Genomic DNA, 22,886 nt, shown 5'->3' on the forward strand with positions numbered 1-22,886 from the left:
TGGATATGAAGAGTCGCTGTAGTTATATAATCACGGCGGTTCTTCAGGCCCAAAGCGAAACATTAATTTCACAAGTTATGCTTTCGGTACTGATTTACTGTCGAACCCCCCCTGAATAATGCTTAATTATTTTCCTAAACTCAACACTAAGTGTATGAGGACGGTGTTCCTTAGTAATGGCTCGTTAGCCGTATTATACGATGAGAATTACTACATGAGGGACGTTTACTACCCATTGCTTGGTCAACATCATCACCATTCCTTTGGCGGCAGGTTCAAGATTGGTATTTGGCATGACGGTAAATTCACGTGGCTTGAGGGCATCGGTAATAAGGAGATTAGATTGTCAGGTTCAAAGGCTGAGCTTCATGCCCAGTGGGATGGGCTTGAAATACACATGGAGGATACGGTATTAATACCGCAGCCAGTACTTGCTAGGCATGTATCGATTAGGGGGGGACCTGGATTCGTCAGGGTAATCTTTTATCACGATTTCAAGCTGAACGATTATGAGGCGGGGGGGGATACTGCATTCTATGATCCGTCATTAGATGCCGTGTTCCATTATAAGGGAACTACGTGGTTTGGCATAGCATCAACTAACCCAATCTATGAGTACACCACGGGTAGGAGGGACCTCAATGTAGTACTCCCCCCCGACTGTGAGGATGGCGTACTTAGTAAGAACCCAATAGCCCAGGGCTCCGTGGCTTCGGCAATGTCAATAGCGAGCCCCCCCGAGTTTTACTACTTCATAGTGGCAGGTGATAATTACGAGAGGGTTATGAGGATGATAATTGAACTTAGGGATAGGAATAACGTGGAGACCTACTTCCGCAGGTCAGTAAATTACTGGAGTAATGTGGCCTCGGAGTACAGCGATGATGAATTAGCCTCACAGAGTATTGTAGTTCTGCTCGGCCATGTTGGTACTAACGGTTCAATACCGGCCTCACTGGATACATCAATAATTAAGTTTAACCTGGACACGTATGGCTACCTATGGCCTAGAGACGCGGCATTTGCAGCCATGGCCCTTGACATGGCTGGCTATTACACGTTCACGAAGAAGTTTTATTCCCTGGTGTTTAAGCTCTTTGGGCGCGAGGGTTTCCTATTCCAGAAGTATAATCCAAGTGGTACCTGGGGGGGTTCTACCTGGCACCCATGGACTGCCAGGAGTAGGAAGTCACTGAATATTCAGGAGGATGAGACGGCCACCGTGATTTACGCCTTCTGGCATTACTTCCAGAGGACGAGGGATTACGACTTACTTAGGGAGGTCTATGATGTGATAACTAGGGCCGCCAACTTCATGACTAATTTTAGGGATGAGAAGCTGAAATTACCCCTCGAATCCTACGACCTATGGGAGGAGAGGCTCGGCGTGCATACGTATACGGTGGCTTCGGTATACGCAGGACTACTCGCGGCTAGTAACTTGGCTAAGATGCTTGGTGAGTACGAGAGCGCCAGTAAGTGGGAGGAGACTGCATGGAGATTCGAGAGGCAATTAGGAACTACCTATTCGATAGGGAGAGGGGGGGCGTGTTTTATAGGTCTGTCAGGATTGATGATGGTAAGATAACGGAGGTTGATAGGACAGTCGATGCGAGCATAATGGGTGTATTCCTCTTTAACGTGTTCGACGTGTATGAACCCATGCTTGAGAGTAGTGTTAAGGTTATTGTGGATAGGCTTTGGGTTAAGCCCATAGGAGGCATTGCCCGTTATGAGGGTGATTACTACCAAAGGGTTCCCGGTGATTACAGTGGTATTCCTGGTAATCCATGGATAATAACCACGCTCTGGGTTACCCAATACTACATGGCTAAGGGTGATTGCTATAGGGCTAGGGAATTCATATCGTGGGTTAACAGGGTTAGGACATCAACGAACCTACTACCTGAGCAGGTTGACCCATTCAGGGGATTACCTGTTTCAGTAACCCCACTTGTTTGGAGCCATGCTGAGTATTTGAGGACTTACATAATGAGGAAAAGGCAATGCGCTTAAGTTCCCCCCCAATACGTCTCATAAAGCTTCATCCAATAACCACTAACTAACCTATTCTTACCCAGTACCTCGGTTATCGGTACCCTGACTATGTCACCACCCCCCCTATAGGCCACCATCTTTCCGAAGTCACCACTTTCAATCGCATTAAAGGCCTCCGTGGCAAACCTAACAGCCAATACCCTATCAAACACCGTCGGCGGCGCACCCCCCCTAATTATGTGGCCTGGAATCACAGCCCTAGTCTCGATACCCGTAACCTTCTCTATATACTGAGCCAACTCATTACCAACACCGCCAAGTCTCGAGTGCCCAAACTCATCCTTAGGCCCACCATACTCCTTAATACCCTCAGAGACCACGATCAATGCCCACCTTCTATCCTTGTAAACCTCCTTAACCCTATTAGCAACGATGTCCCAGTTAACGGGCTTCTCGGGTATTAAGACAAAGTCCGCCATCGTGGCTAACCCAGTAAATAGGGCTATCCAACCAGCCTCCCTACCCATAACCTCAACAACACCAACTCTCTCATGCGAAACCAACGTTGTCTTGAAGGACTCAGTAACTCTAATGGCTTCGTTAACTGCCGTGTCAAAGCCGATTGTGTAATCCGTACCGTAAACATCATTATCGATGGTCTTTGGAATACCAACCACGTTAGCCAAACCCCCCCTCGCCTGCGTCTGGGCAGCGGCGCTCAGTGTATCATCGCCGCCAATCGCTACGATAACGTCTAGGCCAAGTTCCCTGAGATTTTTAGCAAAGGTCTCAGCCCTAGTTTCATCCTTGAAGGGGGGGTTCGTCCTTGAGGTCCTAATGAATGTACCACCAGTAAACGCTGTGTCTATTAGGTCCTTAGACCTGACCCTCCTAACCTCCTTATCCAGTATTCCCCTCCAGCCATGGAATATCGCATAAACCTCGTGCTTACCCTCCAATAACTTAGTCAGTGTGTACACGGCTATGTTGAGCCCGGCGCATCACCACCCCCAGTGAGGATGCCCACCTTCATTTAACCTCACCCAACACCTCAACAACCTTCTTACCTCCATACACGATCTCCGAAAGAACCCTAGCGAACTTTAACGCATCCCTCCTCTGCCACACATTCCTACCAACCGCAATACCGATGGCACCAGCCTCAAGAACACCCTCAACCTGCCTCAGGAACTCCTCCTCAGTCTTCGTCTTAGGGCCACCCGACATTAACACTGGGACCTTACCAGCAACCTTAACGGCCCAGGCAAAGGTCTTCGGATCACCAGTGTACTTTATCTTCATTGCATCGGCACCAAGCTCAAGGGCTACCCTGGCCGCGTAGGCCACAATCTCCGGCGCCGTCTCGTTCGTGACCTTACCACCCCCCCTCGGGTACGACCAAACAATCAGCGGCATGTCGAACTTAACAGCCTCCCTCTTTATCCTGGCCAATTCCTCAAACATCTTCCACTCATAACCACTACCTGGATATATCGTGTAACCCACGGCAGATGCACCTAGGCTAACCGCCTCCTCAACAGTGCAATTAGCCACTGATATTGGCTCACCGTTATATAGGTTCGTCTTACCATTCAACTTAACAATAAGTGGCACACTACCATCGTAGTACTTCTCCGCAATACCCCCCCTCTGGAAGACGACGCCGTCAAAGCCAGCCTCACGTGCCAGCTTAAGTATGTACCCAGGGTCTGCGGAGTCTGGATTATCGAGGAAGTCTGTTGGCCCATGCTCAATGCCATGGTCATAAGCGAGTATTATTGACCTACCCCCCCTCCTCGCGAATATTCTCAGGAACTTCTCAATTAATGCTGTCATCAATTACTTCGTTGACTAAGCCTATATTTAATGCATGATTGTTAGAAATGTGTTGTTGGGTATAATGATTACACCGTTTTAGGCATTACCACTCTCATTGCTAATTGTAATACCGTAAATAACTCGAATCTGACTAAGCAAGTCATTAACCATGAACCTAAGTATCTCAGAACCAATCTCAGGCCTTACGAGGTCCCTACGCAATGAACCAATAATACCCGTCTCACTAACGTCAATAGTCCTGAAAACGTTTATGTTACCACCAACCTCGGTATCAATGATCCTATCCCACCTAACAAGGCCCTTGTTTATTGCAGCGATTAATGATGACTCAACTGCATCTGCATGGCCGAAGGATGGGAAATACCTCATTACATATTCAATAACACGCCTATTAAATAGGTAGTAATGATAAACCCTAGGCCTAATCCTTGAGTAATTCCATTCCTTGACCACGATATTCAACGCATCGACATTACCACCATGCCCATTAACAAAAACAACGCCAATAGGCCCCCCCACGCGGAAACACTCTCGATAAAGTCAAGAAGATAATGAACTAAGTTTTCAAAATGAACCCACGTGGTCCCCACAAACCTGCGTGCTCCATTGAGGAACCAACCGCTATCAATGGGTAAAGCAAGCCCCTATCTGGTATTCTACTTTCTATCTCATTAGCGACATAATTAGCGATTATGGAGTCAGTACCTAAGGGCAGGTGGGGGGGTCCATGCTGTTCGATAGATCCAATCGGCACAATAATCAATGGGTCCTTAGGTACCTCATCGCGGGTTATCTCCAGTATTTTCACGTAATTGCGGAAAATACATAATTATTAAAGCCTATGCTCAAGCCAAGCATCTCCACACCAATAACTTCCCTAATATATGGACCTAGGGCACTCCCAAGGACACACTACGTGAATCTATCGAAGGCGCGCATCGCAGCTCATTGATAAACCACACACCTTACATTGCTCACAACCCTGAGCAAAGCATTCCTAGCGAGACCCCTTAAAAATCCCAACCAATACCTGGACATTCTACCTCAAGCTCATTAAGTATGCCTATTAGGCGTTGGATAATACCCGTAATTACTGGCTTACATGCATGGGCTCTGGTGCTCCAGAGCACTGGAGCCATTATCACTACTGACTAAACAGTCTTGAATGAGAGGATTGCGAATAGCCCAGGATCCCTGGGCTGGAGTACATTCTCAATGAATGACTTTAGGCACCAGGAATTGCTAACGGAATAATTCCTTGAATTATTAATAATTCAAGGATTAGCATGAGTTTCTCATTGCCGATTTTCTCGAGGACAATGAGTTGGTAATCAACCATCCTAGTTTAATCATGATCACCCACTGGCTTGTAAACGAATAATGAGCAACGGAAAGGTATTTTGGTGCGGCCGCCGGGATTCGAACCCGGGTTCTGCGGCTCGGCAGGCCGCCATCCTAGACCAGGCTAGACTACGGCCGCGATTTGAGACACGCCACTTTAGGTTTTAAGCTTTTTGTATCGATTCTAAGTCCTCTTTCTCGATCTTGAATGGCTTCGTTGCCAGCAGGGCATTATTCACCTTTCTTAGTAACTTCTCCCTATTTATGTGGGGGGGTATTTGGTTTTTTGCGATTAACTCCCTCGCCCTAGTGATTAATCTCTTAAACGCCTCTAGGTTGTTTTCCTGGATCTTCACGAAGCCGCCGCCAATATTATTAATCCCCGTATACCCTCATCCTTATTCCTACGCCAGACTTTTTCGAGCACCTCATGGGCCTCCCAAAACCTCTCCTCATTGAATAACTCGACGTACTTCCTAATGGCGTATTCCTCATTTAATTCTTCGTTTTCCTCGTTTATATTTATTGTTTCTTTAATGATGAAACCAAGTGCTTGTATTTTTTCTGTGGTTATGTCGTTATTGTATAAATCTATCTCGATATGATTACTCGCCACCCTTATATTAATTACCTTAAGTCCTATCGATCGTAACCTACTCATTAATTCCTGCCTATGGGCGGGCGTGAGACCAGGATTGTTAACTATGATTAAAGTTCTGTTGTTCTGCATTAGCTATGCCGTTACTATATTCTTTAGTTCGGGATATATTAACTTCTCCTCCTTATTAAATATCTTTATTTTATCAGGCTTAATGAGCAGGTGGACCTCCCTACCTGGTTCTATTGGTTCATCGGACACCACTATTATGTTTATGTTATCATCGGATATTGGAGACACCACTATTCTAAAGACACCTAGGGTATAGCTTGATACCTTAACCCTTACCCTACCAATATCAATGAAACCACGTATATCCTGCGGTTCTGTAAGTAATTTCATCTCATCAGGTCTAAGGCCGATTATAGCCTCATTATCGCTAATTAATCCCTTATTTAGCGGTATTTTTAGATTGGCTATAAGTGCTGTGTCCTCAACCACCTTAGCAGAGAGTAGGTTTATGTCACCGCTGAGTGTTGCTATTAGTGTCGTAGCTGGCGTATTGTAGATATCGGCTGGATTCCCTATTTGGGCGAACTTTCCATTTATTATCACACCAGCCGCATCAGCTATTGAGAATATATCGGCAGGGTCGTGAGACACTATCATTGTTGTTAATTTACGTTCCTTTTGTATCCTCCTTACCAAGGCCCTTGCACTATCTCTCAACGCTGCATCTAAATTACTAAACGGCTCATCCAAAAGCAAGATCCTGGGATTCTTCACCAAGGCCCTCGCCAACGCTGTCCTTTGCATTTGCCCACCCGATATCTCCTTTGGGTAATGATTAAGGACTCGTGTAAGTTCAAGTTCCTCAGCGATCTCGCGAACCCTCTTATCTATCTCGTGCTTACTCATTTTAGCCATTTTTAACGGAAAGGCTATATTATCGTAAACCGTCATGTTGGGGGGGTACAAAGCCCAGTTTTGGAAGACCATGGCTACATTCCTCCTCTCAGGTTCAACAACTATTTTACCTGGCGCCGACATAGGCTCATCATCGAAGTATATATAACCGTCTGTGGGTACCTCAAGACCAGCTATTAATCTCAGTAACGTTGTTTTTCCATGACCACTTGGACCGAGAATGCCAAAGGCTATTCCGTCACTTATTTTATAGGTTATATGATCTACAGCCTTAACTATATTCTTTCCCTTTTTAAAGTACTTCGTCAGCTCCTCCATTCTAACAGTAACCATAGTGCTAAATTTACTACGTTGATACTTTACTTTAAATTTTTCGTGGGTGAAATGTTTTTACCTATTTTAATTAGTAAACCTTCAACTCTATATTCATTAAACACCCTTAGCGCCACCACCGAGCGCTGCTAATCCTCTTATGAAGTACCTTCCCAGGAAGGCAAATACGATAAGCGGTACTAATGATGTTATGACTCCAGCCGCGAATGATCTATTGTAAAGTATTGCGTAACCTCCAACATATTGCCTAGCGGCCACCGGTAACATGTATAGACTTGGCCTCGTGGCTATTATTAATGGCGTGAAGAAGTCCTGCCACACCATGAGGAATACGAATATCAATGTTGATAAGAACCCTGGCAGAATCAGTGGGAATATTACGTGCCAGAATATGGACCAATCACGGGCACCATCGAGCCTGGCGCTCTCTATTAAGTAATTAGGTACGACAGGTAGGAATATCGACATTAAAAGCGCTGACATTGGTAAGTAGAATATGAAGTACGCAAAGGCGAGGCCCCCCCAATACGTCTGGTATATACCTAACGATGATGTCAATTCTATTAGCGGTACGGTCAACGTCTGGGCAGGTAGAAATGTGGCTAGCGAAATTATTGAGAAACCAACATTACTAACCCACGGCCTCCTCTCCATCTGCATGTAGAAAAAGTAGGCACCCATACTACCTAAAATCACTGAGGCCAACGCCACTGGTACAGTGATTAGTAATTGACGTATCATGGGAAACTCAAGCCCAATTAGTGTACCGAAGCCAACCCAATCAAAGTAATAGGCCTCCGTCGAGAATTGCGTGGGCGGCAATAGAATTGGGGCTGAGGCAGCTCCATGTTTGATTTGAAGCCGCCAACTATCATGGCGTACAATGGTAATAACCATAAGATGACGAATATTGCCGTCACTATTTGAAGTATGGCATACTTAATAACCCTGATGGCATACTTATTGTTCATACCACTCACCTCCTGAAGACCCACCTCTTAAGTCCGAGTAATGCGTATGGTATAATCACAATAGCGGCAATTATAGCAACGAGAGTAGCCAATGCGGCTGCGGCTGAGAAATACTCAGAGTAGGCATATAAATAATAGATGTATGTTACTAGTGTCATTAATGTTGGGCTTGTTGCTGAACCGCTCATTATGAATGGGATATCAAATATCCTAAGCGAAAATAGGAATAGCAGTGCCGTAGATATTATAAAACCATTCATTGAGTTTGGCAGCAATACCCTAAATAGTAGGTTAAAGCTGGATGCGCCATCTAATCTCGCGGCCTCGATTATTGACTTATCCACACTTAGGAATGAGGCTAAGTAAAAGAGTACGGCTAAACCCGTATAAGCCCATACCTCAACTAATACTAGAGCTAATTGAGTGTTTAATGGTGTTGCAAACCAAGGAATTACTGGTAAGCTAAGCTTTGCCAATAACCAATCTACACCAATCTGCGGATTAAATAGCCACAACCAAACCAAGGCGGTTGCGGTCGGTGGTATTGCTATCGGATAAATAAATATTGATAAGTACACGGCTCGCTGCGCATTACTGGGTAGGAAATAAAGCAGGGCGGCAAGTAATAAACCGAGTATATCACCAATAGCCACAAGTCCAACTGTAAAGAGTAGAGTGTGTTGTGCTGATGTATAAAAGAAGTTTTGAGTGAATAGGTATAGATATGATTGCGGGCCCGTGAATTTTGGGGTTGGATTAAATAGTGACCAGTTTTCGAGTGATAGTATGAAGTTCCATATTAGTAGAAACACGATTAAACCTCCAAAGAATAATGTTGGTATTGCCATTATTAGTGATTGCTTTGACATTGATAAAAATAAGGAATTTTTATTTTTAAGTTTTAATGGGTATGGTTAGGTCATTAGCCGCTTGTTTGCCACCAGGGTGTGTATGGTTGGTAGTGGTACGTTGTTGGGTTGACCCATGGTGGTAGGTAGTTGGCGAATGGGTGTCCAGGGTAGCCCATGTAGCTACGCCGAGTTTAACGGCGGCCATCCACTCATTATACGTCTCCTGCTCTGCAGAGACCAGGAAGCTATTGAATGTCGGTATATAACTGGCACCGACCTGCTGAAGACTTGAAACATACGTATTTAGATTACTAAATACATCATCAAACAAACCACCATCACTGGGGGGGCGATTGTGAACTGGTTAGGTGGTGTTGATATTAACTGTTCGTAATCATACCACTGGGCTGGCGTTGGGTAGAAGTCGGTGCCGTTGCTCCAAATAATTACACCCTTGCCGCTTGAGGTCCAGATCTCCATGCCTATATATGAATCCCAAAACTCTGCCAATTTAATAGCGGCGCTCTCGTACGGATTCTCATAAGCAGGTACTGCGACAGAGTCTATCACTAATACGTAAATGCTGGGTCCCTGGGAATGGCTCCTCCATTAGTGTTATGTTTGTCCATGATGTGTATGGCGGTATCGCGGGTAGGTTATTGTGTGATACCAAATATATGCATACTCGGTTACCCAGTTGCCATTTACCTGGAATGCTGCCTTGCCCTGTATTATGTAGGCTAGGCCTGATGACCACGTCATTGTTTGCCATCCTGGGCAATCGTACTTCGTGAATAGTAGGTAGTATTGGTCTGTCTCATTTATTAGGCTTGCTATTGCTGGGTCGTTAAGGTTTAGTGTGCCGTATAGGAATTCATTCATTAATTGAGCCGCCGTGGCAGGCCCGTACTTCTCACCAGCCAAACCAAGGAATATGTACTCCCAAAGGTTGAGTTGATCCCAGCCGCCATCACCACCAGGAATAATCCAAATACAGGTCATGCCGTGGGATGCGAGGTACAGTGTCTCATTGGCAAGCTGCTCAACGGTAGTCGGGATAGGCAAACCATACTCAGCCAAAACCTGTGGATTGAAGTAGAGCATGCCGCCCCTATGGACATTTGTCGGCAATGCGAACATTGTTCCATTAAACATACCAGCAAGTACGGCCTCAGTCACGCCCTTACTCAATAAGCCCGTTTGTATAGCTATTGGTGTGAAGTTCACGAAGTCTGCAGGTCCATGAGGCATAATCTCAACGTAAGAGAGAACCTCAGGTGCGAAGTGCGCCTGGAAGCTTGCCGGTGGTTTGCCCGCCTCCAACATACCCAGTATTACGTACTTGGCGTTCGTACCACCAGCGCCAGGTATTGAGTAGTACTCAACTGAATATCCTGGGTAATACTTCGAGAAGTTCCCAGCAACCCAATCCAGGCCCTGGGGGGGATCTTCAGGGCCCCACCACGTTAAAAACTCAACAGTGGTCGGCGTTGGAGTCGGTGGCGCACTTGGCTTATGACTAACCGTTGAGTAATACCAACCCAACACAGCACCGACCACAACCACTATAACCACAACAACTATTATCGCAATTAACGCGGACCTAGAAATACCTAGACGGGACGTCATACAGCCCTTTAGATACTTTCATAAGTTTTAAAGCTTTATGGTATTATTAGTATACCCAGTATACCCATATATTTATATTAATGAAAATATACCGCACTTATTAGGGTATAATACTATAGTTGTGAGTAGGTCATATTGAGTTAATTATTTCATAATGATTAAAATAGTGCTATGATTAGTTATAATACTAAAATAGTGCTATTAGCTTTTATTGCTGTATGGAGTCTGTAATCATGACCGGCCTACCCGCTATAGTACTTAATCCAGGTGATAACGTTGCTGTTGCCCTTAGGGATTTGAGGCTGGTGAGGATATTGAGTTAGTAATAGGTAATTCAAGGGTCAGGGTTAAGCTAGTTAATGATATACCCTTCGGTCATAAATTCGCCATTAGGGATATTCGCATGTGTGATTACGTGATTAAGTACGGCCATGTGATTGGCAGGGCTAAGCGCGACATTAGGGTTGGCGAGTACGTCCACGTCCACAATGTGGAGAGTTTAACCGCAGTTCACAGCGTATGCAGGTGGTAATCCATGAGTAGGCCCACAATACTTGGTTACGTAAGGCCCGACGGCAGAGTCGGCGTTAGGAATTACCTGCTCGTGATGTCTACGGTCATTTGCTCAAGCTTCGTGGCCCGCAGAATCGCGGACCAGGTACAGGGCGCCGTGGCCATTGAGAACCCATTCGGCTGCGGCCAACTTGAGCCTGACCTTGAGATCACCAGGAGGACGCTGATTGGTATGGCGAAGAACCCAAATGTGGGTGGTGTTCTTGTCGTTGGCCTCGGTTGCGAGCAAATACAGGCTGATGACTTGGTTAGGGAGATTGAGAGGACGGGTAAGCCCGTGGAGAAGGTCGTGGTTCAGGAGGTTGATGGCGGGACCCCCCCGGCGGCGATTGAGAAGGGTGTTACGCTGCTTAGGAAGATGGCTGAGGAGGTACTTTTGCAGAGGCCTGAGGAGTTGATGCGTCAAACCTGGTCATGGGTGTTGAGTGCGGAGGGTCGGACGCAACCTCCGGGTTGGCGGCTAATCCAGTCGTTGGTTACGCATCAGATAAATTAGTTGATCTTGGTGGCACGGTAATACTCTCCGAAACCCCGGAAATGATTGGTGCCGAGGATATACTTGCCAAGAGGGCTGTGTCTAAGGAGGTTGGTGATAAAATAGTTAGGGTTGTTAGGAAGTGGGTTGACTTAGCCGCGTCCTACGGTGTTGACCTGGTTGGGACACAGCCATCGCCAGGTAACATAGCGGGTGGCCTAACAACAATTGAGGAGAAGTCCCTGGGTGCAGTCATCAAGGGCGGTTCAAGGCCGATACAGGGCGTTGTTGACTACGCCGAGGAGGTTAAGGGCAAGGGACTGTGGATAATGGATACGCCGGGATACGACATAATGTCGGTGGTCGGCATGGTGGCCGGCGGCGCCACCCTAGTCGTATTCACCACAGGTCGTGGGACACCAACGGGCAACCCAATAGCCCCAGTGATTAAGGTCACGGCAAACCCATACACGGCAAAGAAGATGCGTGAGAACATAGACTTCGACGCAAGCACCGTGACCCTCGGCCAAGAAACCATTGAACAGGCTGGTGAGAGATTGTTCAAACTCATAATTGACGTGGCGAGGGGGGGCAAGCCAACAAGAGCTGAATTACTCGGGTTTAGGGAGTTCGTGATACACAAGATAATACCATCATTCTAGAATTAAAGCAATAATTGTTCAGTTTCCTTAAGCGTTCCCCTAACAACATCAACCTCAAGGCCCAACGACTCCAATGCAGTGACTCCAAGCACATTAATGTCTCCCTCCTCACCGAATATCATCGTTACGGCACCCCTCCTATCCATGACCTCAATGATCGCACCACCAATATCCCTCTCAACATAGTCGCCAAAGGCTAGGAATCTCCTCCTCTCAAGTGGCTTAATTCCTAATTGAGTTTAAGAGGGATGACGCTATCACAGAGTAAACAGCCTCAGTATCTACAATTCCATCGACCTCAATGTACTTACTCATGTCCGCCGGATTATAAACCCTGAATTTAACCTTAACAATACCCATTAAATGCGCGTTGATACGGAGCTTTTAAACCTACCCATCACTAATGCCAGCCATTTCGTAGTATAACTTCAGTAGGGCCTGCGTCCCCTTCTCGCCCAGCCCCCTAGCCACTAAGGCATTGTATAGTTGCAGTGTTAATGCCGTGCCTGGAAGCGGCACGTTAAGCCTATTAGCCGTTTCAATGGCGTACCTAAGGTCCTTCTTCAGGTGAGCCGCCCTAAACCCGGGCTCGAAGTCTCCCCTCATCATTTTGGGCATGTAGTACTGAACAGTGAATGAGTTGGCAGCGCCGGTAGATAGCACTGTGAATAGCTTCTCCATGTCAATACCCGCCTTTTTAGCGAGTGCCATCGCCTCGGCTACGGCTAGCATGTCGATACCAACAACTATTTGATTGAGGAGCTTGAGCATCTGACCATTACCAACATCGCCGGCATATATTATCGTCTTACCCATCGCCTGGAGAATCGGCTTAACCTTCTCAAAGACCTCGTACTTACCACCGACCATTATGGTTAACGTGCCCTGTCTAGCTCCAATGTCACCGCCAGTCACCGGTGCATCCAGGAACTCAATGCCGTACTTACCCAACTCCCTGGCGAAGTACCTGGCGTAGTCGGGTGAGTTTGTGCTCATGTCAATGACTATAAGACCTGGGTGGGCACCATGAACAACACCATTAGGGCCCAGCAGGACTTCCTCCACGTCTGGCGCGTCTGTAACCATGTCAATGACGACGTCAGACCTCTCGGCAACCTCCCTTGGGCTCTCAGCGACGGATATGCCGAGCTTCGCGAAGGGCTCTGTCTTCGACCTGGTCCTATTGTAAACAATTAATGGGAAGCCAGCCCTGTGGATGTTCATGGCCATGGCACTACCCATGATACCAAGCCCTATGAACCCTACCCTAAGTCTCTCCATACAGGTAGCCCAAGACGCGCCACTTAATAATCATTGCCTATAACCTGTTTAATTGGGATCATTATTTAAAGGCGCATTTGGTAAGTCGGTAATGTGAGGCTTGTTAGGGTTGAGGATGCGGTTGGGCAAGTGCTTGGTTATGATACGACGTATGTGGGTAGGGATGGGGGGGCAACGGTATTACTGCCCAGGGGCCACGTGATCACAAGGGATGACGTCGAGAGGCTGAAGAACTCCGGTGTTTACTTCGTGTGGGTTGAGGGTAATGAGGAGTCAAGCGATTTAATGTATGAGTGGGAGATTGCCGAGACAGTGGCTAGGGCAGTGGCTGGGGGGGAGAATACGTACGTCAAGCCCGCTAGGCAGGGCTCAGCCTGGATCATGGCCAGCGTCAATGGTGTGCTTAGGTTGATATACACGGCTTGACCGAGTTAAACCTGGGCGGTAATGTTCTTTTGATTACTAGGCAGGGCATGAGCGGTGTTGTTAAGGATGAATTGGTTGGTGTTGTTGACGTGATACCACTTAGCATGAGGAGGGGCGAGGTTGAGGAATTACTGAGGTATAGGAATTTAGTCAGTGTCGTGCCGTTCAAAAGAAAGAGGATTGGCATCGTTGTCACGGGTACCGAGATTTACCAGGGCAGGAAGAAGGACCTTTACTACCCAGTGATTAAGGCGAGGGCTGATAAATACGGCTGGGAGGTGGTATTTAACACGGTGGTGCCTGACGACGAGGACAAGATAATGGGCGCCGTGAAGGAAGCCATAAACAATGGTGCGGAGGCCGTAGTAATCACGGGCGGCATGTCCGTGGATCCAACGGATAAGACACCAATCGCGGTCAGGAGGCTTGGGGGGGCTAGGGTCATAGCCTATGGTGTACCCATTAAGCCAACGACAATGACGATGATAGCCATACTCGATAATACACCAATACTCGCAGTGTCCGCCGGAGGAATATACTACAGCGACTACAACGCCATTGACATATTTCTACCAAGGTTAATGGCAGACCTAATGCCAGGCAGGGAGGAAATAGCGGCAATGGGCCACGGAGGGTTATTACCGAACTATAAATTGAGTCATTAAATCGTTATACTAAGTAGGCCTTATAAGTTTTGGAAATAGGGTGAGGTTAGATGGAAGAGTTGATTAGGGTTGCTGAGGAGCGTGGTATTGACGTTGAGGACTTAATAATAAATGCCATTAAGAGTAGGAGTAATGATCCATCAGAATCAATAAGAATAAGGCTTGAATTGGCGAGGAGATACATGACCGAGGCCAGGGAATACATGAGCAAGGGCGATTCCATTCAGGCCGGCGAGAAGGCTTACATGGCAGCTGAGGAGGTGGTGAAGGCATTGGCGGAGAAGTATGGATTACCTGAGTACCAGCAAGCCACGAGAGAGGGCAGGTGGTATACTCATCAATTAAGTTCTGCAGCCAATAAATTATCAAGGACACTGGGCAGTTGGGTCCTAAATGGCTGGAGTAGCGCCTACCTACTCCACGTCTGGGGGGGCTTCCATGAGGCTAAACTGGGTATTGATGACATAAATGGCTATGTCGATGAGGTTGAGAGAATGATTAAGGAGGCTGAGAAGGCATTAACGCACTAGATTTGAACTACTAAATATGTAAAATAAAGTGTTTTAAGATGTTCATATTATGGCGTAACCGTGGCATTGTTTGGTTGGGAGGGTATTATACGTTAATCTAAGTAATGGCAGGACCTAGGTAGAGGTTATTGGGGGGGATGATGTTTATGATAAGGTGCTCGTTGGTGAAGGACTTGTTGCTTACATAATCTATAAGCGCCCCAGGGAGATAAAAGGGCCCTCAATATAATAGAGACTGTGAATACCCTACTCCTCTTAAAAATTCTGGTGCTGGTTGAGCTAGGGCTCATATGCGTATTCTCAGTATGGATAGCATGTACGTGAGCGGCTTTAATTACAGGGATATTGAGGGTGCTCCGCCTCATAGACTCGTTATGGAGTATGGTGTTAGCACGAATGAGCTTTAAAGAATCTGATGAGTTTCCTGACACCAGTTAGGTGCCGCTGGTTACAATTACCTCGGTAGGCTTCTACACGATTTGCTATATTAAGGGTTTGTTCACGGCTGTGGCTAGGCAAGTGGTAGATGGTGGAGACCGGTTATTGGTGTCAAATTCTATTCTTTAACCTATTTCTTATGAAGTTGATAACTTCAGTTATGTCCTTCTTGACTAACTCCTCACTTGTGTATCTGGAAACCTCGCTGTCCCTGTCTAGGCCGTTGTATTGGAATTCATGTAAATTAAGGGCTATTTCTACGTAGAGCCTAAGCTCCTTATCGCCTATTATTGAGGCTACCTCCCTAAGTCTTGAACTTGGCATGACTGCTATCAGCCAATCAACTCTATCAACTACCTTATTTGGTCCTAACCTCCTGGTGCCTGGATAGTGCTTTGCTAATTCATCCCTATGATCAACGGTTAGCCCAGCCACGTAGGCCTTAATGGCTTGATAGGCCTTGCCGGCGGCGTTCCTCATTAATCCGTTCTGGAGAAACCTCTCGGCTAGGTCAACCTCGTAGAGGGCTTCCCTAAACCTATCCTCCTGGTACTTCTTAGCGTCTATCCAGGGTTTTGCGATTTCCACATTTCCAATTCTGCGTGAGGTGATAAAATACTTTAGGTCTCAATAACTCTCCTGGCGTTGGTGATTAGGTCCTCAATGAGCTTTAGGTAGCTCGTTAGGTCTTCAACGCCTAGTTTACCTTCATGGAAGCCCCCCCAAACATGCAGTGCGTACCCGGCCGCCCAACCAGCCGCAACCCAACTCCCCCCCAGCGTTGATGCGAGCCTATTACTGGCCTTTTGAAGGTAGTGCGTAAACCACCTTCCCTCCTTCAACGCCTGTTGGAACTCTGGCAAGTTGTATTTCTCTGCAAGGGCCTTAATGGCTTCTTCGGTTGCTTTATACGCCTTCTCAGAGGCTTGGGTTGCATCGCCCTTGGTCACGTATTCCTTAGCTTCCTTTAGGTATTTTTCGGCAAGTTCAAGCCTAGCCCTAGCCAGTTCCCTAGGGTCAAGACCCGCTACTTTAATAATGGAGTAGGTTAGTAGGTCCTCAACGTCAAGCCCCCAAATCCTTAATCTTATCATAAATCGCCCTAGGTAATTCTATTAAAACGATATTCTCACTCATCGAACGTATCTATCAAATATTATTAATAAGCCTAACTACGTAAGTTTTAAGATTCAACTACCCTCCTGGTGTTAGTTATTAGGTTTTCGATAGGTCTCATATACCTTATTAGGTCATCAGTATTCAATCTAGCTTCATGAAATCCCCCCAGACATGCAGGAAATACGCACTACTCCACCCGTTTAATACCCAATCACCTAACTGCTCAGCTAACCTACCGGCCACCGAACCCAATTGGTAGGTATACCACCTACCCTCCTTGATTGCTTGCTGGTGCTCGGGCGTGTCGAATTTCTCTGCCAACGCCTTGACGCACTCCTCGGCAGCCTTGTAAAGCTTCTCACTGGCTTGAACAGCATCACCCTTACTAACGTAATCCTTAGCCTCATTAAGGTATTTCTCAGCGAGTTGTAGTCGTAGCTTTACCCCCCCGATTGATGGATCGTTCTTACTTATTGCATTTATTATTAAGTCCGTGATGTCGATACCCCTCTCCTCAGCAGCCTTTATCAATTCCCTGGGTATTTCCATTTAATTAAGGGTTAATGATCTGGCTTATATTTTTACTTACCTAATTTTATCACGGGTGTTCTCTGTGTCCCAAGCCCTTATTGGTACCTCAACGATACCTCCCATGCATTAGGGTTATGGGCCTCGGCGGTATTACGGCGGTTCCTGTCGATAATAACGTTTCATCAGATACCGCATTATCCCTAGTTAAGTACCTTATCTATACCCTGGCTAGGTAACGTTGAGGAGGGTGATAAGCTCCTTGGGGGGGAGTACGTGAATAGGCTTGTCCAGGAGGTTCCGAGAGCGCAATCGTACTGTTCGGCTCCAGGGCGTGCGGTGATTACTTACCCAATAGTGACTATGATGTTGCGGTTATACTTAGGCATGTCACTGATGCGCGTGGTGAGTTATTGAGGCTTCGTTCATTGAAGCCTGAGGGTTTATTCCTGGACTTACTCGTGCTTAGTGTTGATGATGTTGATGACCCAGTCATTAAGGAGATGCTTAGGGGGGGCTGTAGGCTTCTCTATGATGGACTAGGTATGGGTAGCCGCCTCGGTTGTAAACAATAATATTTTATGATGGGGTTATTTCTAACACGGTCTTTATGTCATCGTGGGTCCACGTATATGCCTCCTGGTAATTACTTAGATTCGCCCTCTTGGTTATTAACTTGGCGGGCCAGTTATTGAACTCGTCCTTAGCCCTCCTCAGGTGTTCCAGGGCCATTTCGAAGTGCCTGATCCCGGCGTTCACGGAACCTATGATCACCTTATTATTAAGGACAACATTAGTCATTAACTCGCCAAGACCACTTAACGAACCACCGCCCGGGTATACGCCGAGTAGGACGTAGACACCATTTGGTGCGATGTGCCTGAGCCCCTCACTAATTACCTGTGGCGATCCAGTGGCCTCGATCACTATGTCAAATTCACCGCTTATCTGCTCAGTCATGGAGTCCACGTACGTACCGCCAAGCTCCTTAACGAGCCTCGCCTTTAGGCTATCCGGCGGCCTTGTGGCTGTCGTCACCGTGCTAAGGCCCATCAGTCTAAGGACCATCGTGGCCAGTAAACCCACGGGCCTGCGCCAAGCACTAATGCGGTCCTTGGTTTCCAGTCAAACCTGGCCTGCCCAATCCTCATGGCCATGTCAATCCCCTTCTCAACCACCGAGAGTGGTTCTGTGAGCACTGCAACGTCAATGGTCTCTTTCGGCACCCTAACCAAGTACTTGGCATCAGTCACTGAGTACTCGGCTGCGTGACCGTGTAATCCCCAAATGCCATGTTCCAGGTAATGACCAACTGGGCAGAAGTCCACGGGTAGGTCACAATTCAGTGGCCTCCTCACCGTTGGCACCACTATGTCGCCGACACCCACATTATCCACGCCATCACCAAGCTCAACAACCTCAGCAACCGCCTCGTGACCAAGGACTAGGTATTGACTGCCCTCGGGTGCCTTGCCATATCTGCCCTCGATTATCTCCTTATCCGTGCCACAAACACCTACCCTAATTGGCTTGAGCAGGACTTGCCCCCCCTTACTGGGGGTTGGGCTTGGGTACATCCATTAACCTCAGCGATTCTGGTACACCTGGGATAACCGTGACTGCTTCATATGACCACTATGTAGGGTACTAATATAAATATTTTAGAATAGTGGTTTCATTTAAAAATGATTTTAGGGACCCTTCATGAGTATTATCCTCTCATCCTTATCCTTCAATATCTTCTTAACGGCGTCGTAAACCTCATCAACGAATATGGGCCTCCCCGTGACCTTAACGACCTTGTGCCTAATCTCAATACCTGTCTTCTCCCTAATCACGCTGGCGGCTTGCGCGTCGTAGTTCGACTCAACATCAATTATTAACTGCCCCCCCTTACTTAGGGCGTTCTTCACGAAATCGCTTGGGAATGGTATGAACATCTTAAGCTGCAGGAAGTTAACCCTATAGCCCTCCCTGTTTAGCATGTTCATGACGTCTAGTAATACGCCCTTTGTTGATCCCCAACCAACGAGGGTTATGTCCGCACTCTCCGGCCCGTATAACCTAACTTTGTCCGTGATTGGTATTTCCCTATCCGCAAGCTCGAGCTTCTTCATCCTCTTCTCATACATCTCTGTCCTTGTGACTGGGTCCTCGGTTATGTGGCCGAACTCGTCATGTTCATCGCCAGTTAACCAGAATATTGGTCCTAACCGGGTATTGACCTTGGCGATACTCCATCCTTCGTTATCCTAAACCTCCTATAATCATTATCATCCTTCGTTACTATTAATCCCCTATCAATCTTGAGGGCCTTCTTGTCGATGTCCCAGATAACAGTTGAGTATGAATTGGCGAGGGCCTTATCAACCAGGTGGAACACGGGCATTTGATACCTCTCGGCCCAGTTGAGGGCTTTGTACGCGTCCTCAATCGTCTCCCTGTGATCACCCGATGAGATCACTATCCTTGGGAACTCGCCATGGCCCATGTGCATCACGAACCTAAGGTCTGACTGGCTATTCCTCGTTGCCATACCCGTGCTTGGTCCAGCCCTCTGGTAGTGCGTTATCACGATAGGCACCTCATTCATTCCCGCGAACCCCCCCGTACCCTCAACCATCAGACTCAATCCAGGCCCTGATGTCGCCGTCGCAGCCCTGGCACCAGCAATCCCGGCGCCAATTGCCATGTTTATTGCCGAGATCTCATCCTCAGTTTGGACAACCACTACACCAGCCTTCTCCAGGGCCTTGGCCTCCTCAGTGACCGGGTCAAGGCTAACTATGTTGTGAGCCTCTATGAAGAAGGACTCGTCGGCTGCGGGCGTTATTGGGTAATAGGTCTGGAACCTGAGGCCACCGAGTATCTTGCCTATTGCAGCTGCCTCATTGCCATTAACAATTATTGCCCTGACATCCCTCTTTATTGGTGGTAGTGATATATTGGTCTTTATGGACTTTGCATAATCATAAACAACCTCAACGATGGCCTTATTATACTCAAACAACTTACCCCCTCCTACCCGTGAACACATCCTCGAGGCCCTTAAACACATAATCAATGGGCAGACCCATCACGCTGTTGAGTAGGCCGTCATAACCACGTTCGAGTACCTACCAATGAGTGAGGGTAGGTCGATGTCATGTAACCTCTTCTTAACCTCCTGAAGTAGGTCAGCGTAGTGCATTGTTAGTACATTTACCCCATTATTCCTCAGGTAGTCGATGACGCCCTTTACCGTAGGCTCAATGCCGGACTTACTAAAGTACTCCTTAAGTCTCTCCTTAAACTCATCCTCCATGTATTGCATTTGATCAAGCCTTGTATTGAAGGTTGATGTATCGAGGATTACGTACCCACCACGCTTAACGTCCTGGAAGTGCGTGAATACTGACTCCGCATCGAGGGCCACCAAAACATCTATTGTACTTAGAAATCCTCCCCTGGGTTCATCACTGACCCTGACCATGAAGTAGCTATGCCTACCCTTAATGTTTGAGAAGTACTCCCTGTCACCAATTACGTAGTAGCCAGCCCTGGCGACAGACCTCATGAAAACATTAGCACCGGTGTCAATGCCTCCACCCTGTGGTCCACCAATAACCCACATTATGTCCGTAGGCATTACACTAAGCTCTCTGAGACCTATTTATTAAGTCTTCTCCCATTGTAGAATATGTATTGATCGTGTAAGCTTGAGTCTATGTAATTAATTCAATAAAATATAAATTTATTCGTATGAATTAATGAATTAAGGCTTAATAAGTACCTTCCCAATCCTAGAATTATTTCTCATAAAATCCAGGGCATCACTAAACTTATCCAATGGATATGTGGCAGCCACGATGGGCCTAACCAACCCCCCCCTACTCAGTATTCTGAGGGTCTCGGCAACGTCAGACCTATTAGACCTGACATTGCCGATGACAACTACGTCCTTCAATATCAAGTAACCAAGCCTCAGCGGATAGCTCTCATCAGGGTTTACATTCCCAATCACCACTACCCTACCCCCCCACTACGCAGGCTCTTTAGCGATTCATCAAGTGTGGGCGTCCCCACGGCCTCTATAACCACATCCGCACCAACACCATTGGTTAAGTCCTTAACGACCTTACTAAACCTCTGCTCGGTAATAACGTCATCCGTGAACTGCCTAATGAACTTGGCCTTGTCTGGCGACCGAGTAACCGCAATAACCCTAGCACCCAGCGCCTTGGCTAATTGAACCGCGTGAATACCAACACCGCCGCTTGCACCGGTCACGACAACGGTCTCACCATGTGTTAACCCAGCCCTCTTAATTCCCTTATATACCATGGCTATTACGCAGGGAACAAGCACAGCCAACTCATCGGGCACCTCATTGGGAACCTTAACCAATGCATTGCCTGAAACCCTCGCATACTCCGCGAAGAACCCATCAACGTTCTCACCATAACTAAGCGCATTGATGCAGTACGCGTCGAGACCGCGCATACAGAATTCACAGGTGCCATCAGGCTCATGTAACAGCGGCACAACCCTATCGCCTGGCCTAAACCTAGGATCCCTAGACTCAACCACTACGCCGACAGCCTCATGGCCCAAAATAACGGGGTACTTCATGCGCGGGTAATAACCAGCCAATTGGAGTAGGTCTCGGTAACACAGAGCGGCATAATTTATCTTTATCAGTACATCACCATCATTAAGCCTTGGCATCGGTACATCACGCACCTCGTACTTACCCCCCCTTTCATAAACAACGACTGCCTTCATTAATTAATAACAGAATTACCGCGTTTTAAGGAATTCCCCCCCTGCCTATTCCTTAAATTCAACCCTGGCTAGTTCATAATCATCGGGCTTCATGTTATATAGCTCATCAACGAGGTTCACCTTCAGTGACGCCGGGCCAAAGGATCTCTTCTCGGCCTTCTCTGCGGCTACCTCGAACGTGACCAAGCCCTCCACCGAGGCAATTAGGAAGTCCCTGTTCACGGCCATGAAGCCTGCAATTACTGAACCAACCATACAGCCACTACCCGTTATGTACTGCAGCATCGGTGTTCCATTACTAACAATCGCGGTTCTCCTGCCGTCAGACACGTAGTCCCTGGGCCCCCCCGTGATCACGGCGGTGACGCCGTACTCCCTAGCCAACTTCTCAGCAACCTCAGGGCTAGCCTCACCCAGCGAGTCCACGCCCTTAACCATGCCAGACACGCCGGCCAAAGCCATCATCTCACCGCCATTCCCCCCCTTAAGCACACTAACCTCGACCTCATTGAGTATCTTGAGCGTGGTCTCGGTCCTGAGCCTAGTGGCACCTGCACCGACTGGGTCCAGGAGAACAGGCACGTTATTCCTACTCGCGGCCTTACCGGCCAGTATGAAGGACTCTATCCACCTATCATCGAGTGTGCCAATATTTATGTAAACGACATCAGCCCTTGAGGCTAGCTCCTCAACCTCTTCCCTGGCATGGGCCATTATTGGTGATGCGCCTACGGCAAGGGTTATATTCGCGGCATCATTCATAACCACATAGTTCATTAGGTGATGAATTAGGGGTCTCTTTTTCCTGATGTTTTGTAGGTCATTCCAGTAGTTGATCATCACTTTTTCAATAACATTCTTATTAATAAACACTAAGTGTTTTATTCATTAATTTAGGACCAGGGGTAAATAATTACTCGCATAAAGTAATTCAACAC

At 47.2% G+C, this 22,886-nt stretch carries 29 protein-coding genes, 1 tRNA gene and 3 pseudogenes; 8 read left to right on the forward strand and 25 right to left on the reverse strand.

Annotated features, from left to right (window positions below):
- Window positions 1-154 precede the first annotated feature (154 nt).
- Together JCM11216_RS01220 and JCM11216_RS14790 are read left to right on the forward strand one after the other, a co-directional pair.
- A complete protein-coding gene (locus tag JCM11216_RS01220) occupies window positions 155-1,588 on the forward strand; it encodes a glycoside hydrolase family 15 protein (RefSeq protein WP_243674721.1) in 1,434 nt (477 codons plus the stop codon).
- A complete protein-coding gene (locus tag JCM11216_RS14790; protein WP_243674722.1) occupies window positions 1,495-2,016 on the forward strand; it encodes a hypothetical protein in 522 nt (173 codons plus the stop codon). Before JCM11216_RS01220 ends, JCM11216_RS14790 begins: the two co-directional genes overlap by 94 nt.
- Here JCM11216_RS14790 and JCM11216_RS01225 read toward each other — a convergent pair.
- From JCM11216_RS01225 to JCM11216_RS01265, 12 genes and pseudogenes are all read right to left on the reverse strand, one after another.
- Window positions 2,013-2,978, reverse strand: coding sequence for an ATP-dependent 6-phosphofructokinase (locus tag JCM11216_RS01225; RefSeq protein ID WP_243674723.1), 966 nt, complete (start codon window positions 2,976-2,978; stop codon window positions 2,013-2,015). The two genes, JCM11216_RS14790 and JCM11216_RS01225, sit on opposite strands and share 4 nt — an antisense overlap.
- A gap of 49 nt (window positions 2,979-3,027) precedes the next feature.
- Window positions 3,028-3,834 carry an aldolase gene (locus tag JCM11216_RS01230; protein WP_054853046.1) on the reverse strand — a complete coding sequence of 269 codons (807 nt, stop codon included), beginning with the start codon at window positions 3,832-3,834 and terminating at the stop codon, window positions 3,028-3,030.
- 78 nt (window positions 3,835-3,912) lie between these two features.
- Window positions 3,913-4,591, reverse strand: a pseudogene (locus JCM11216_RS01235) (creatininase family protein).
- Between the two features lie 647 nt (window positions 4,592-5,238).
- Window positions 5,239-5,317 (reverse strand) — tRNA-Gly (locus JCM11216_RS01240).
- Window positions 5,318-5,342: 25 nt separating this feature from the next.
- Window positions 5,343-5,534 (reverse strand): hypothetical protein, encoded by a 192-nt coding sequence (locus tag JCM11216_RS14795; protein ID WP_243674724.1) that lies wholly within the window; start codon window positions 5,532-5,534, stop codon window positions 5,343-5,345.
- Window positions 5,531-5,908: a DUF309 domain-containing protein gene (locus JCM11216_RS01245; protein ID WP_243674725.1), complete on the reverse strand. Its 378-nt coding sequence runs from the start codon at window positions 5,906-5,908 to the stop codon at window positions 5,531-5,533. The genes JCM11216_RS14795 and JCM11216_RS01245 overlap by 4 nt, the downstream gene beginning before the upstream one ends.
- Before the next feature lie 3 nt (window positions 5,909-5,911).
- Window positions 5,912-7,036 (reverse strand): glucose ABC transporter ATP-binding protein GlcV, encoded by a 1,125-nt coding sequence (locus tag JCM11216_RS01250; RefSeq protein ID WP_054853047.1) that lies wholly within the window; start codon window positions 7,034-7,036, stop codon window positions 5,912-5,914.
- A gap of 96 nt (window positions 7,037-7,132) precedes the next feature.
- The gene (locus JCM11216_RS01255) at window positions 7,133-7,858 is read right to left on the reverse strand and encodes a carbohydrate ABC transporter permease (protein WP_243674726.1); all 726 of its coding nucleotides are present in this window, start codon (window positions 7,856-7,858) and stop codon (window positions 7,133-7,135) included.
- Window positions 7,859-8,012: 154 nt separating this feature from the next.
- A complete protein-coding gene (locus tag JCM11216_RS01260) occupies window positions 8,013-8,876 on the reverse strand; it encodes a glucose ABC transporter permease GlcT (protein ID WP_054853048.1) in 864 nt (287 codons plus the stop codon).
- 25 nt (window positions 8,877-8,901) lie between these two features.
- Window positions 8,902-9,189 (reverse strand): hypothetical protein, encoded by a 288-nt coding sequence (locus JCM11216_RS14800; protein ID WP_243674727.1) that lies wholly within the window; start codon window positions 9,187-9,189, stop codon window positions 8,902-8,904.
- Window positions 9,162-9,428, reverse strand: a complete 267-nt coding sequence (locus JCM11216_RS14805) for a hypothetical protein (RefSeq protein WP_243674728.1) — start codon at window positions 9,426-9,428, stop codon at window positions 9,162-9,164. The genes JCM11216_RS14800 and JCM11216_RS14805 overlap by 28 nt, the downstream gene beginning before the upstream one ends.
- Window positions 9,429-9,473: 45 nt before the next feature.
- Complete coding sequence (locus tag JCM11216_RS01265; protein WP_054853049.1) at window positions 9,474-10,487, reverse strand: ABC transporter substrate-binding protein; 1,014 nt, start codon at window positions 10,485-10,487, stop codon at window positions 9,474-9,476.
- A 403-nt stretch (window positions 10,488-10,890) separates the two neighbouring features.
- Between JCM11216_RS01265 and JCM11216_RS14810 the strand changes: the two genes are divergently transcribed.
- Both JCM11216_RS14810 and JCM11216_RS01275 read left to right on the forward strand, forming a co-directional pair.
- The gene (locus JCM11216_RS14810) at window positions 10,891-11,019 is read left to right on the forward strand and encodes an SAF domain-containing protein (RefSeq protein ID WP_243674729.1); all 129 of its coding nucleotides are present in this window, start codon (window positions 10,891-10,893) and stop codon (window positions 11,017-11,019) included.
- Window positions 11,020-11,094: 75 nt separating this feature from the next.
- Window positions 11,095-12,197: pseudogene (locus JCM11216_RS01275) on the forward strand (UxaA family hydrolase).
- A 2-nt stretch (window positions 12,198-12,199) separates the two neighbouring features.
- Here the strand turns inward: JCM11216_RS01275 and JCM11216_RS14815 are convergent.
- From JCM11216_RS14815 to JCM11216_RS01285, 3 genes are all read right to left on the reverse strand, one after another.
- Complete coding sequence (locus JCM11216_RS14815; protein ID WP_243674730.1) at window positions 12,200-12,343, reverse strand: hypothetical protein; 144 nt, start codon at window positions 12,341-12,343, stop codon at window positions 12,200-12,202.
- A 76-nt stretch (window positions 12,344-12,419) separates the two neighbouring features.
- Window positions 12,420-12,557 (reverse strand): hypothetical protein, encoded by a 138-nt coding sequence (locus JCM11216_RS14820; protein WP_243674731.1) that lies wholly within the window; start codon window positions 12,555-12,557, stop codon window positions 12,420-12,422.
- Between the two features lie 30 nt (window positions 12,558-12,587).
- Entirely contained in the window at window positions 12,588-13,478 is an 891-nt protein-coding gene (locus tag JCM11216_RS01285) for an NAD(P)-dependent oxidoreductase (RefSeq protein ID WP_054853050.1), read from the reverse strand.
- Window positions 13,479-13,571: 93 nt separating this feature from the next.
- On the opposite strand from JCM11216_RS01285, the gene JCM11216_RS14825 reads away from it, so the two are divergent.
- The 3 genes from JCM11216_RS14825 to JCM11216_RS01295 are packed head-to-tail and all read left to right on the forward strand — an operon-like array spanning window position 13,572 to window position 15,099.
- The gene (locus tag JCM11216_RS14825) at window positions 13,572-13,904 is read left to right on the forward strand and encodes a hypothetical protein (RefSeq protein ID WP_243674732.1); all 333 of its coding nucleotides are present in this window, start codon (window positions 13,572-13,574) and stop codon (window positions 13,902-13,904) included.
- Window positions 13,901-14,569 carry a molybdopterin-binding protein gene (locus tag JCM11216_RS01290; RefSeq protein WP_243674733.1) on the forward strand — a complete coding sequence of 223 codons (669 nt, stop codon included), beginning with the start codon at window positions 13,901-13,903 and terminating at the stop codon, window positions 14,567-14,569. The genes JCM11216_RS14825 and JCM11216_RS01290 overlap by 4 nt, the downstream gene beginning before the upstream one ends.
- A gap of 50 nt (window positions 14,570-14,619) precedes the next feature.
- Window positions 14,620-15,099, forward strand: a complete 480-nt coding sequence (locus JCM11216_RS01295; RefSeq protein WP_054853051.1) for a PaREP1 family protein — start codon at window positions 14,620-14,622, stop codon at window positions 15,097-15,099.
- A 549-nt stretch (window positions 15,100-15,648) separates the two neighbouring features.
- On the opposite strand, the gene JCM11216_RS01300 is transcribed toward JCM11216_RS01295, so the two are convergent.
- The 3 genes from JCM11216_RS01300 to JCM11216_RS01310 all read right to left on the reverse strand — a co-directional run bounded on the left by JCM11216_RS01300 (window position 15,649) and on the right by JCM11216_RS01310 (window position 17,205).
- The gene (locus tag JCM11216_RS01300) at window positions 15,649-16,125 is read right to left on the reverse strand and encodes a PaREP1 family protein (RefSeq protein ID WP_054853052.1); all 477 of its coding nucleotides are present in this window, start codon (window positions 16,123-16,125) and stop codon (window positions 15,649-15,651) included.
- Window positions 16,126-16,157: 32 nt separating this feature from the next.
- Window positions 16,158-16,631: a PaREP1 family protein gene (locus JCM11216_RS01305; RefSeq protein ID WP_054853053.1), complete on the reverse strand. Its 474-nt coding sequence runs from the start codon at window positions 16,629-16,631 to the stop codon at window positions 16,158-16,160.
- Window positions 16,632-16,797: 166 nt separating this feature from the next.
- Window positions 16,798-17,205: a PaREP1 family protein gene (locus JCM11216_RS01310; RefSeq protein ID WP_243674734.1), complete on the reverse strand. Its 408-nt coding sequence runs from the start codon at window positions 17,203-17,205 to the stop codon at window positions 16,798-16,800.
- A gap of 392 nt (window positions 17,206-17,597) precedes the next feature.
- On the opposite strand from JCM11216_RS01310, the gene JCM11216_RS14830 reads away from it, so the two are divergent.
- Window positions 17,598-17,759 (forward strand): hypothetical protein, encoded by a 162-nt coding sequence (locus JCM11216_RS14830; RefSeq protein WP_243674735.1) that lies wholly within the window; start codon window positions 17,598-17,600, stop codon window positions 17,757-17,759.
- Window positions 17,760-17,763: 4 nt separating this feature from the next.
- Here JCM11216_RS14830 and JCM11216_RS01315 read toward each other — a convergent pair.
- The 7 genes and pseudogenes from JCM11216_RS01315 to thiM form a co-directional block, all read right to left on the reverse strand.
- Window positions 17,764-18,765, reverse strand: a pseudogene (locus JCM11216_RS01315) (glucose 1-dehydrogenase).
- Between the two features lie 110 nt (window positions 18,766-18,875).
- Complete coding sequence (locus JCM11216_RS14835) at window positions 18,876-19,316, reverse strand: transketolase C-terminal domain-containing protein (protein WP_243674736.1); 441 nt, start codon at window positions 19,314-19,316, stop codon at window positions 18,876-18,878.
- A 77-nt stretch (window positions 19,317-19,393) separates the two neighbouring features.
- Window positions 19,394-20,194, reverse strand: coding sequence for a hypothetical protein (locus JCM11216_RS14840; RefSeq protein WP_243674737.1), 801 nt, complete (start codon window positions 20,192-20,194; stop codon window positions 19,394-19,396).
- A 66-nt stretch (window positions 20,195-20,260) separates the two neighbouring features.
- Window positions 20,261-20,812, reverse strand: a complete 552-nt coding sequence (locus JCM11216_RS14845) for a 2-oxoacid:acceptor oxidoreductase family protein (protein WP_243674738.1) — start codon at window positions 20,810-20,812, stop codon at window positions 20,261-20,263.
- A gap of 126 nt (window positions 20,813-20,938) precedes the next feature.
- On the reverse strand, window positions 20,939-21,190 hold the full coding sequence (locus tag JCM11216_RS14850) for a zinc-binding dehydrogenase (RefSeq protein WP_243674739.1): 252 nt from the start codon (window positions 21,188-21,190) through the stop codon (window positions 20,939-20,941).
- On the reverse strand, window positions 21,190-21,948 hold the full coding sequence (locus tag JCM11216_RS01325) for an alcohol dehydrogenase catalytic domain-containing protein (protein WP_243674740.1): 759 nt from the start codon (window positions 21,946-21,948) through the stop codon (window positions 21,190-21,192). Before JCM11216_RS01325 ends, JCM11216_RS14850 begins: the two co-directional genes overlap by 1 nt.
- 45 nt (window positions 21,949-21,993) lie before the next feature.
- The gene (gene thiM / locus JCM11216_RS01330) at window positions 21,994-22,788 is read right to left on the reverse strand and encodes a hydroxyethylthiazole kinase (RefSeq protein ID WP_054853139.1); all 795 of its coding nucleotides are present in this window, start codon (window positions 22,786-22,788) and stop codon (window positions 21,994-21,996) included.
- Window positions 22,789-22,886: the final 98 nt, after the last annotated feature.

The organism is Vulcanisaeta distributa JCM 11216 (genome assembly GCF_001315985.1).
Taxonomy (GTDB): Archaea; Thermoproteota; Thermoprotei; order Thermoproteales; family Thermocladiaceae; genus Vulcanisaeta; species Vulcanisaeta distributa_E.

Coding starts and splice junctions, on each gene's coding strand:
- JCM11216_RS01220 (WP_243674721.1), top strand. CDS start 155: ATGAGGACGGTGTTCCTTAGTAATGGCTCGTTAGCCGTATTATACGAT.
- JCM11216_RS14790 (WP_243674722.1), top strand. CDS start 1,495: ATGGAGATTCGAGAGGCAATTAGGAACTACCTATTCGATAGGGAGAGG.
- JCM11216_RS01230 (WP_054853046.1), bottom strand. CDS start 3,834: ATGACAGCATTAATTGAGAAGTTCCTGAGAATATTCGCGAGGAGGGGG.
- JCM11216_RS01245 (WP_243674725.1), bottom strand. CDS start 5,908: ATGCAGAACAACAGAACTTTAATCATAGTTAACAATCCTGGTCTCACG.
- JCM11216_RS01250 (WP_054853047.1), bottom strand. CDS start 7,036: ATGGTTACTGTTAGAATGGAGGAGCTGACGAAGTACTTTAAAAAGGGA.
- JCM11216_RS01260 (WP_054853048.1), bottom strand. CDS start 8,876: ATGTCAAAGCAATCACTAATAATGGCAATACCAACATTATTCTTTGGA.
- JCM11216_RS01265 (WP_054853049.1), bottom strand. CDS start 10,487: ATGACGTCCCGTCTAGGTATTTCTAGGTCCGCGTTAATTGCGATAATA.
- JCM11216_RS14810 (WP_243674729.1), top strand. CDS start 10,891: ATGTGTGATTACGTGATTAAGTACGGCCATGTGATTGGCAGGGCTAAG.
- JCM11216_RS14815 (WP_243674730.1), bottom strand. CDS start 12,343: ATGGATAGGAGGGGTGCCGTAACGATGATATTCGGTGAGGAGGGAGAC.
- JCM11216_RS14820 (WP_243674731.1), bottom strand. CDS start 12,557: ATGGGTATTGTTAAGGTTAAATTCAGGGTTTATAATCCGGCGGACATG.
- JCM11216_RS01285 (WP_054853050.1), bottom strand. CDS start 13,478: ATGGAGAGACTTAGGGTAGGGTTCATAGGGCTTGGTATCATGGGTAGT.
- JCM11216_RS01295 (WP_054853051.1), top strand. CDS start 14,620: ATGGAAGAGTTGATTAGGGTTGCTGAGGAGCGTGGTATTGACGTTGAG.
- JCM11216_RS01305 (WP_054853053.1), bottom strand. CDS start 16,631: ATGATAAGATTAAGGATTTGGGGGCTTGACGTTGAGGACCTACTAACC.
- JCM11216_RS01310 (WP_243674734.1), bottom strand. CDS start 17,205: ATGGAAATACCCAGGGAATTGATAAAGGCTGCTGAGGAGAGGGGTATC.
- JCM11216_RS14835 (WP_243674736.1), bottom strand. CDS start 19,316: ATGTATGAGAAGAGGATGAAGAAGCTCGAGCTTGCGGATAGGGAAATA.
- JCM11216_RS14845 (WP_243674738.1), bottom strand. CDS start 20,812: ATGCCTACGGACATAATGTGGGTTATTGGTGGACCACAGGGTGGAGGC.
- JCM11216_RS01325 (WP_243674740.1), bottom strand. CDS start 21,948: ATGAAGGCAGTCGTTGTTTATGAAAGGGGGGGTAAGTACGAGGTGCGT.
- thiM (WP_054853139.1), bottom strand. CDS start 22,788: ATGATCAACTACTGGAATGACCTACAAAACATCAGGAAAAAGAGACCC.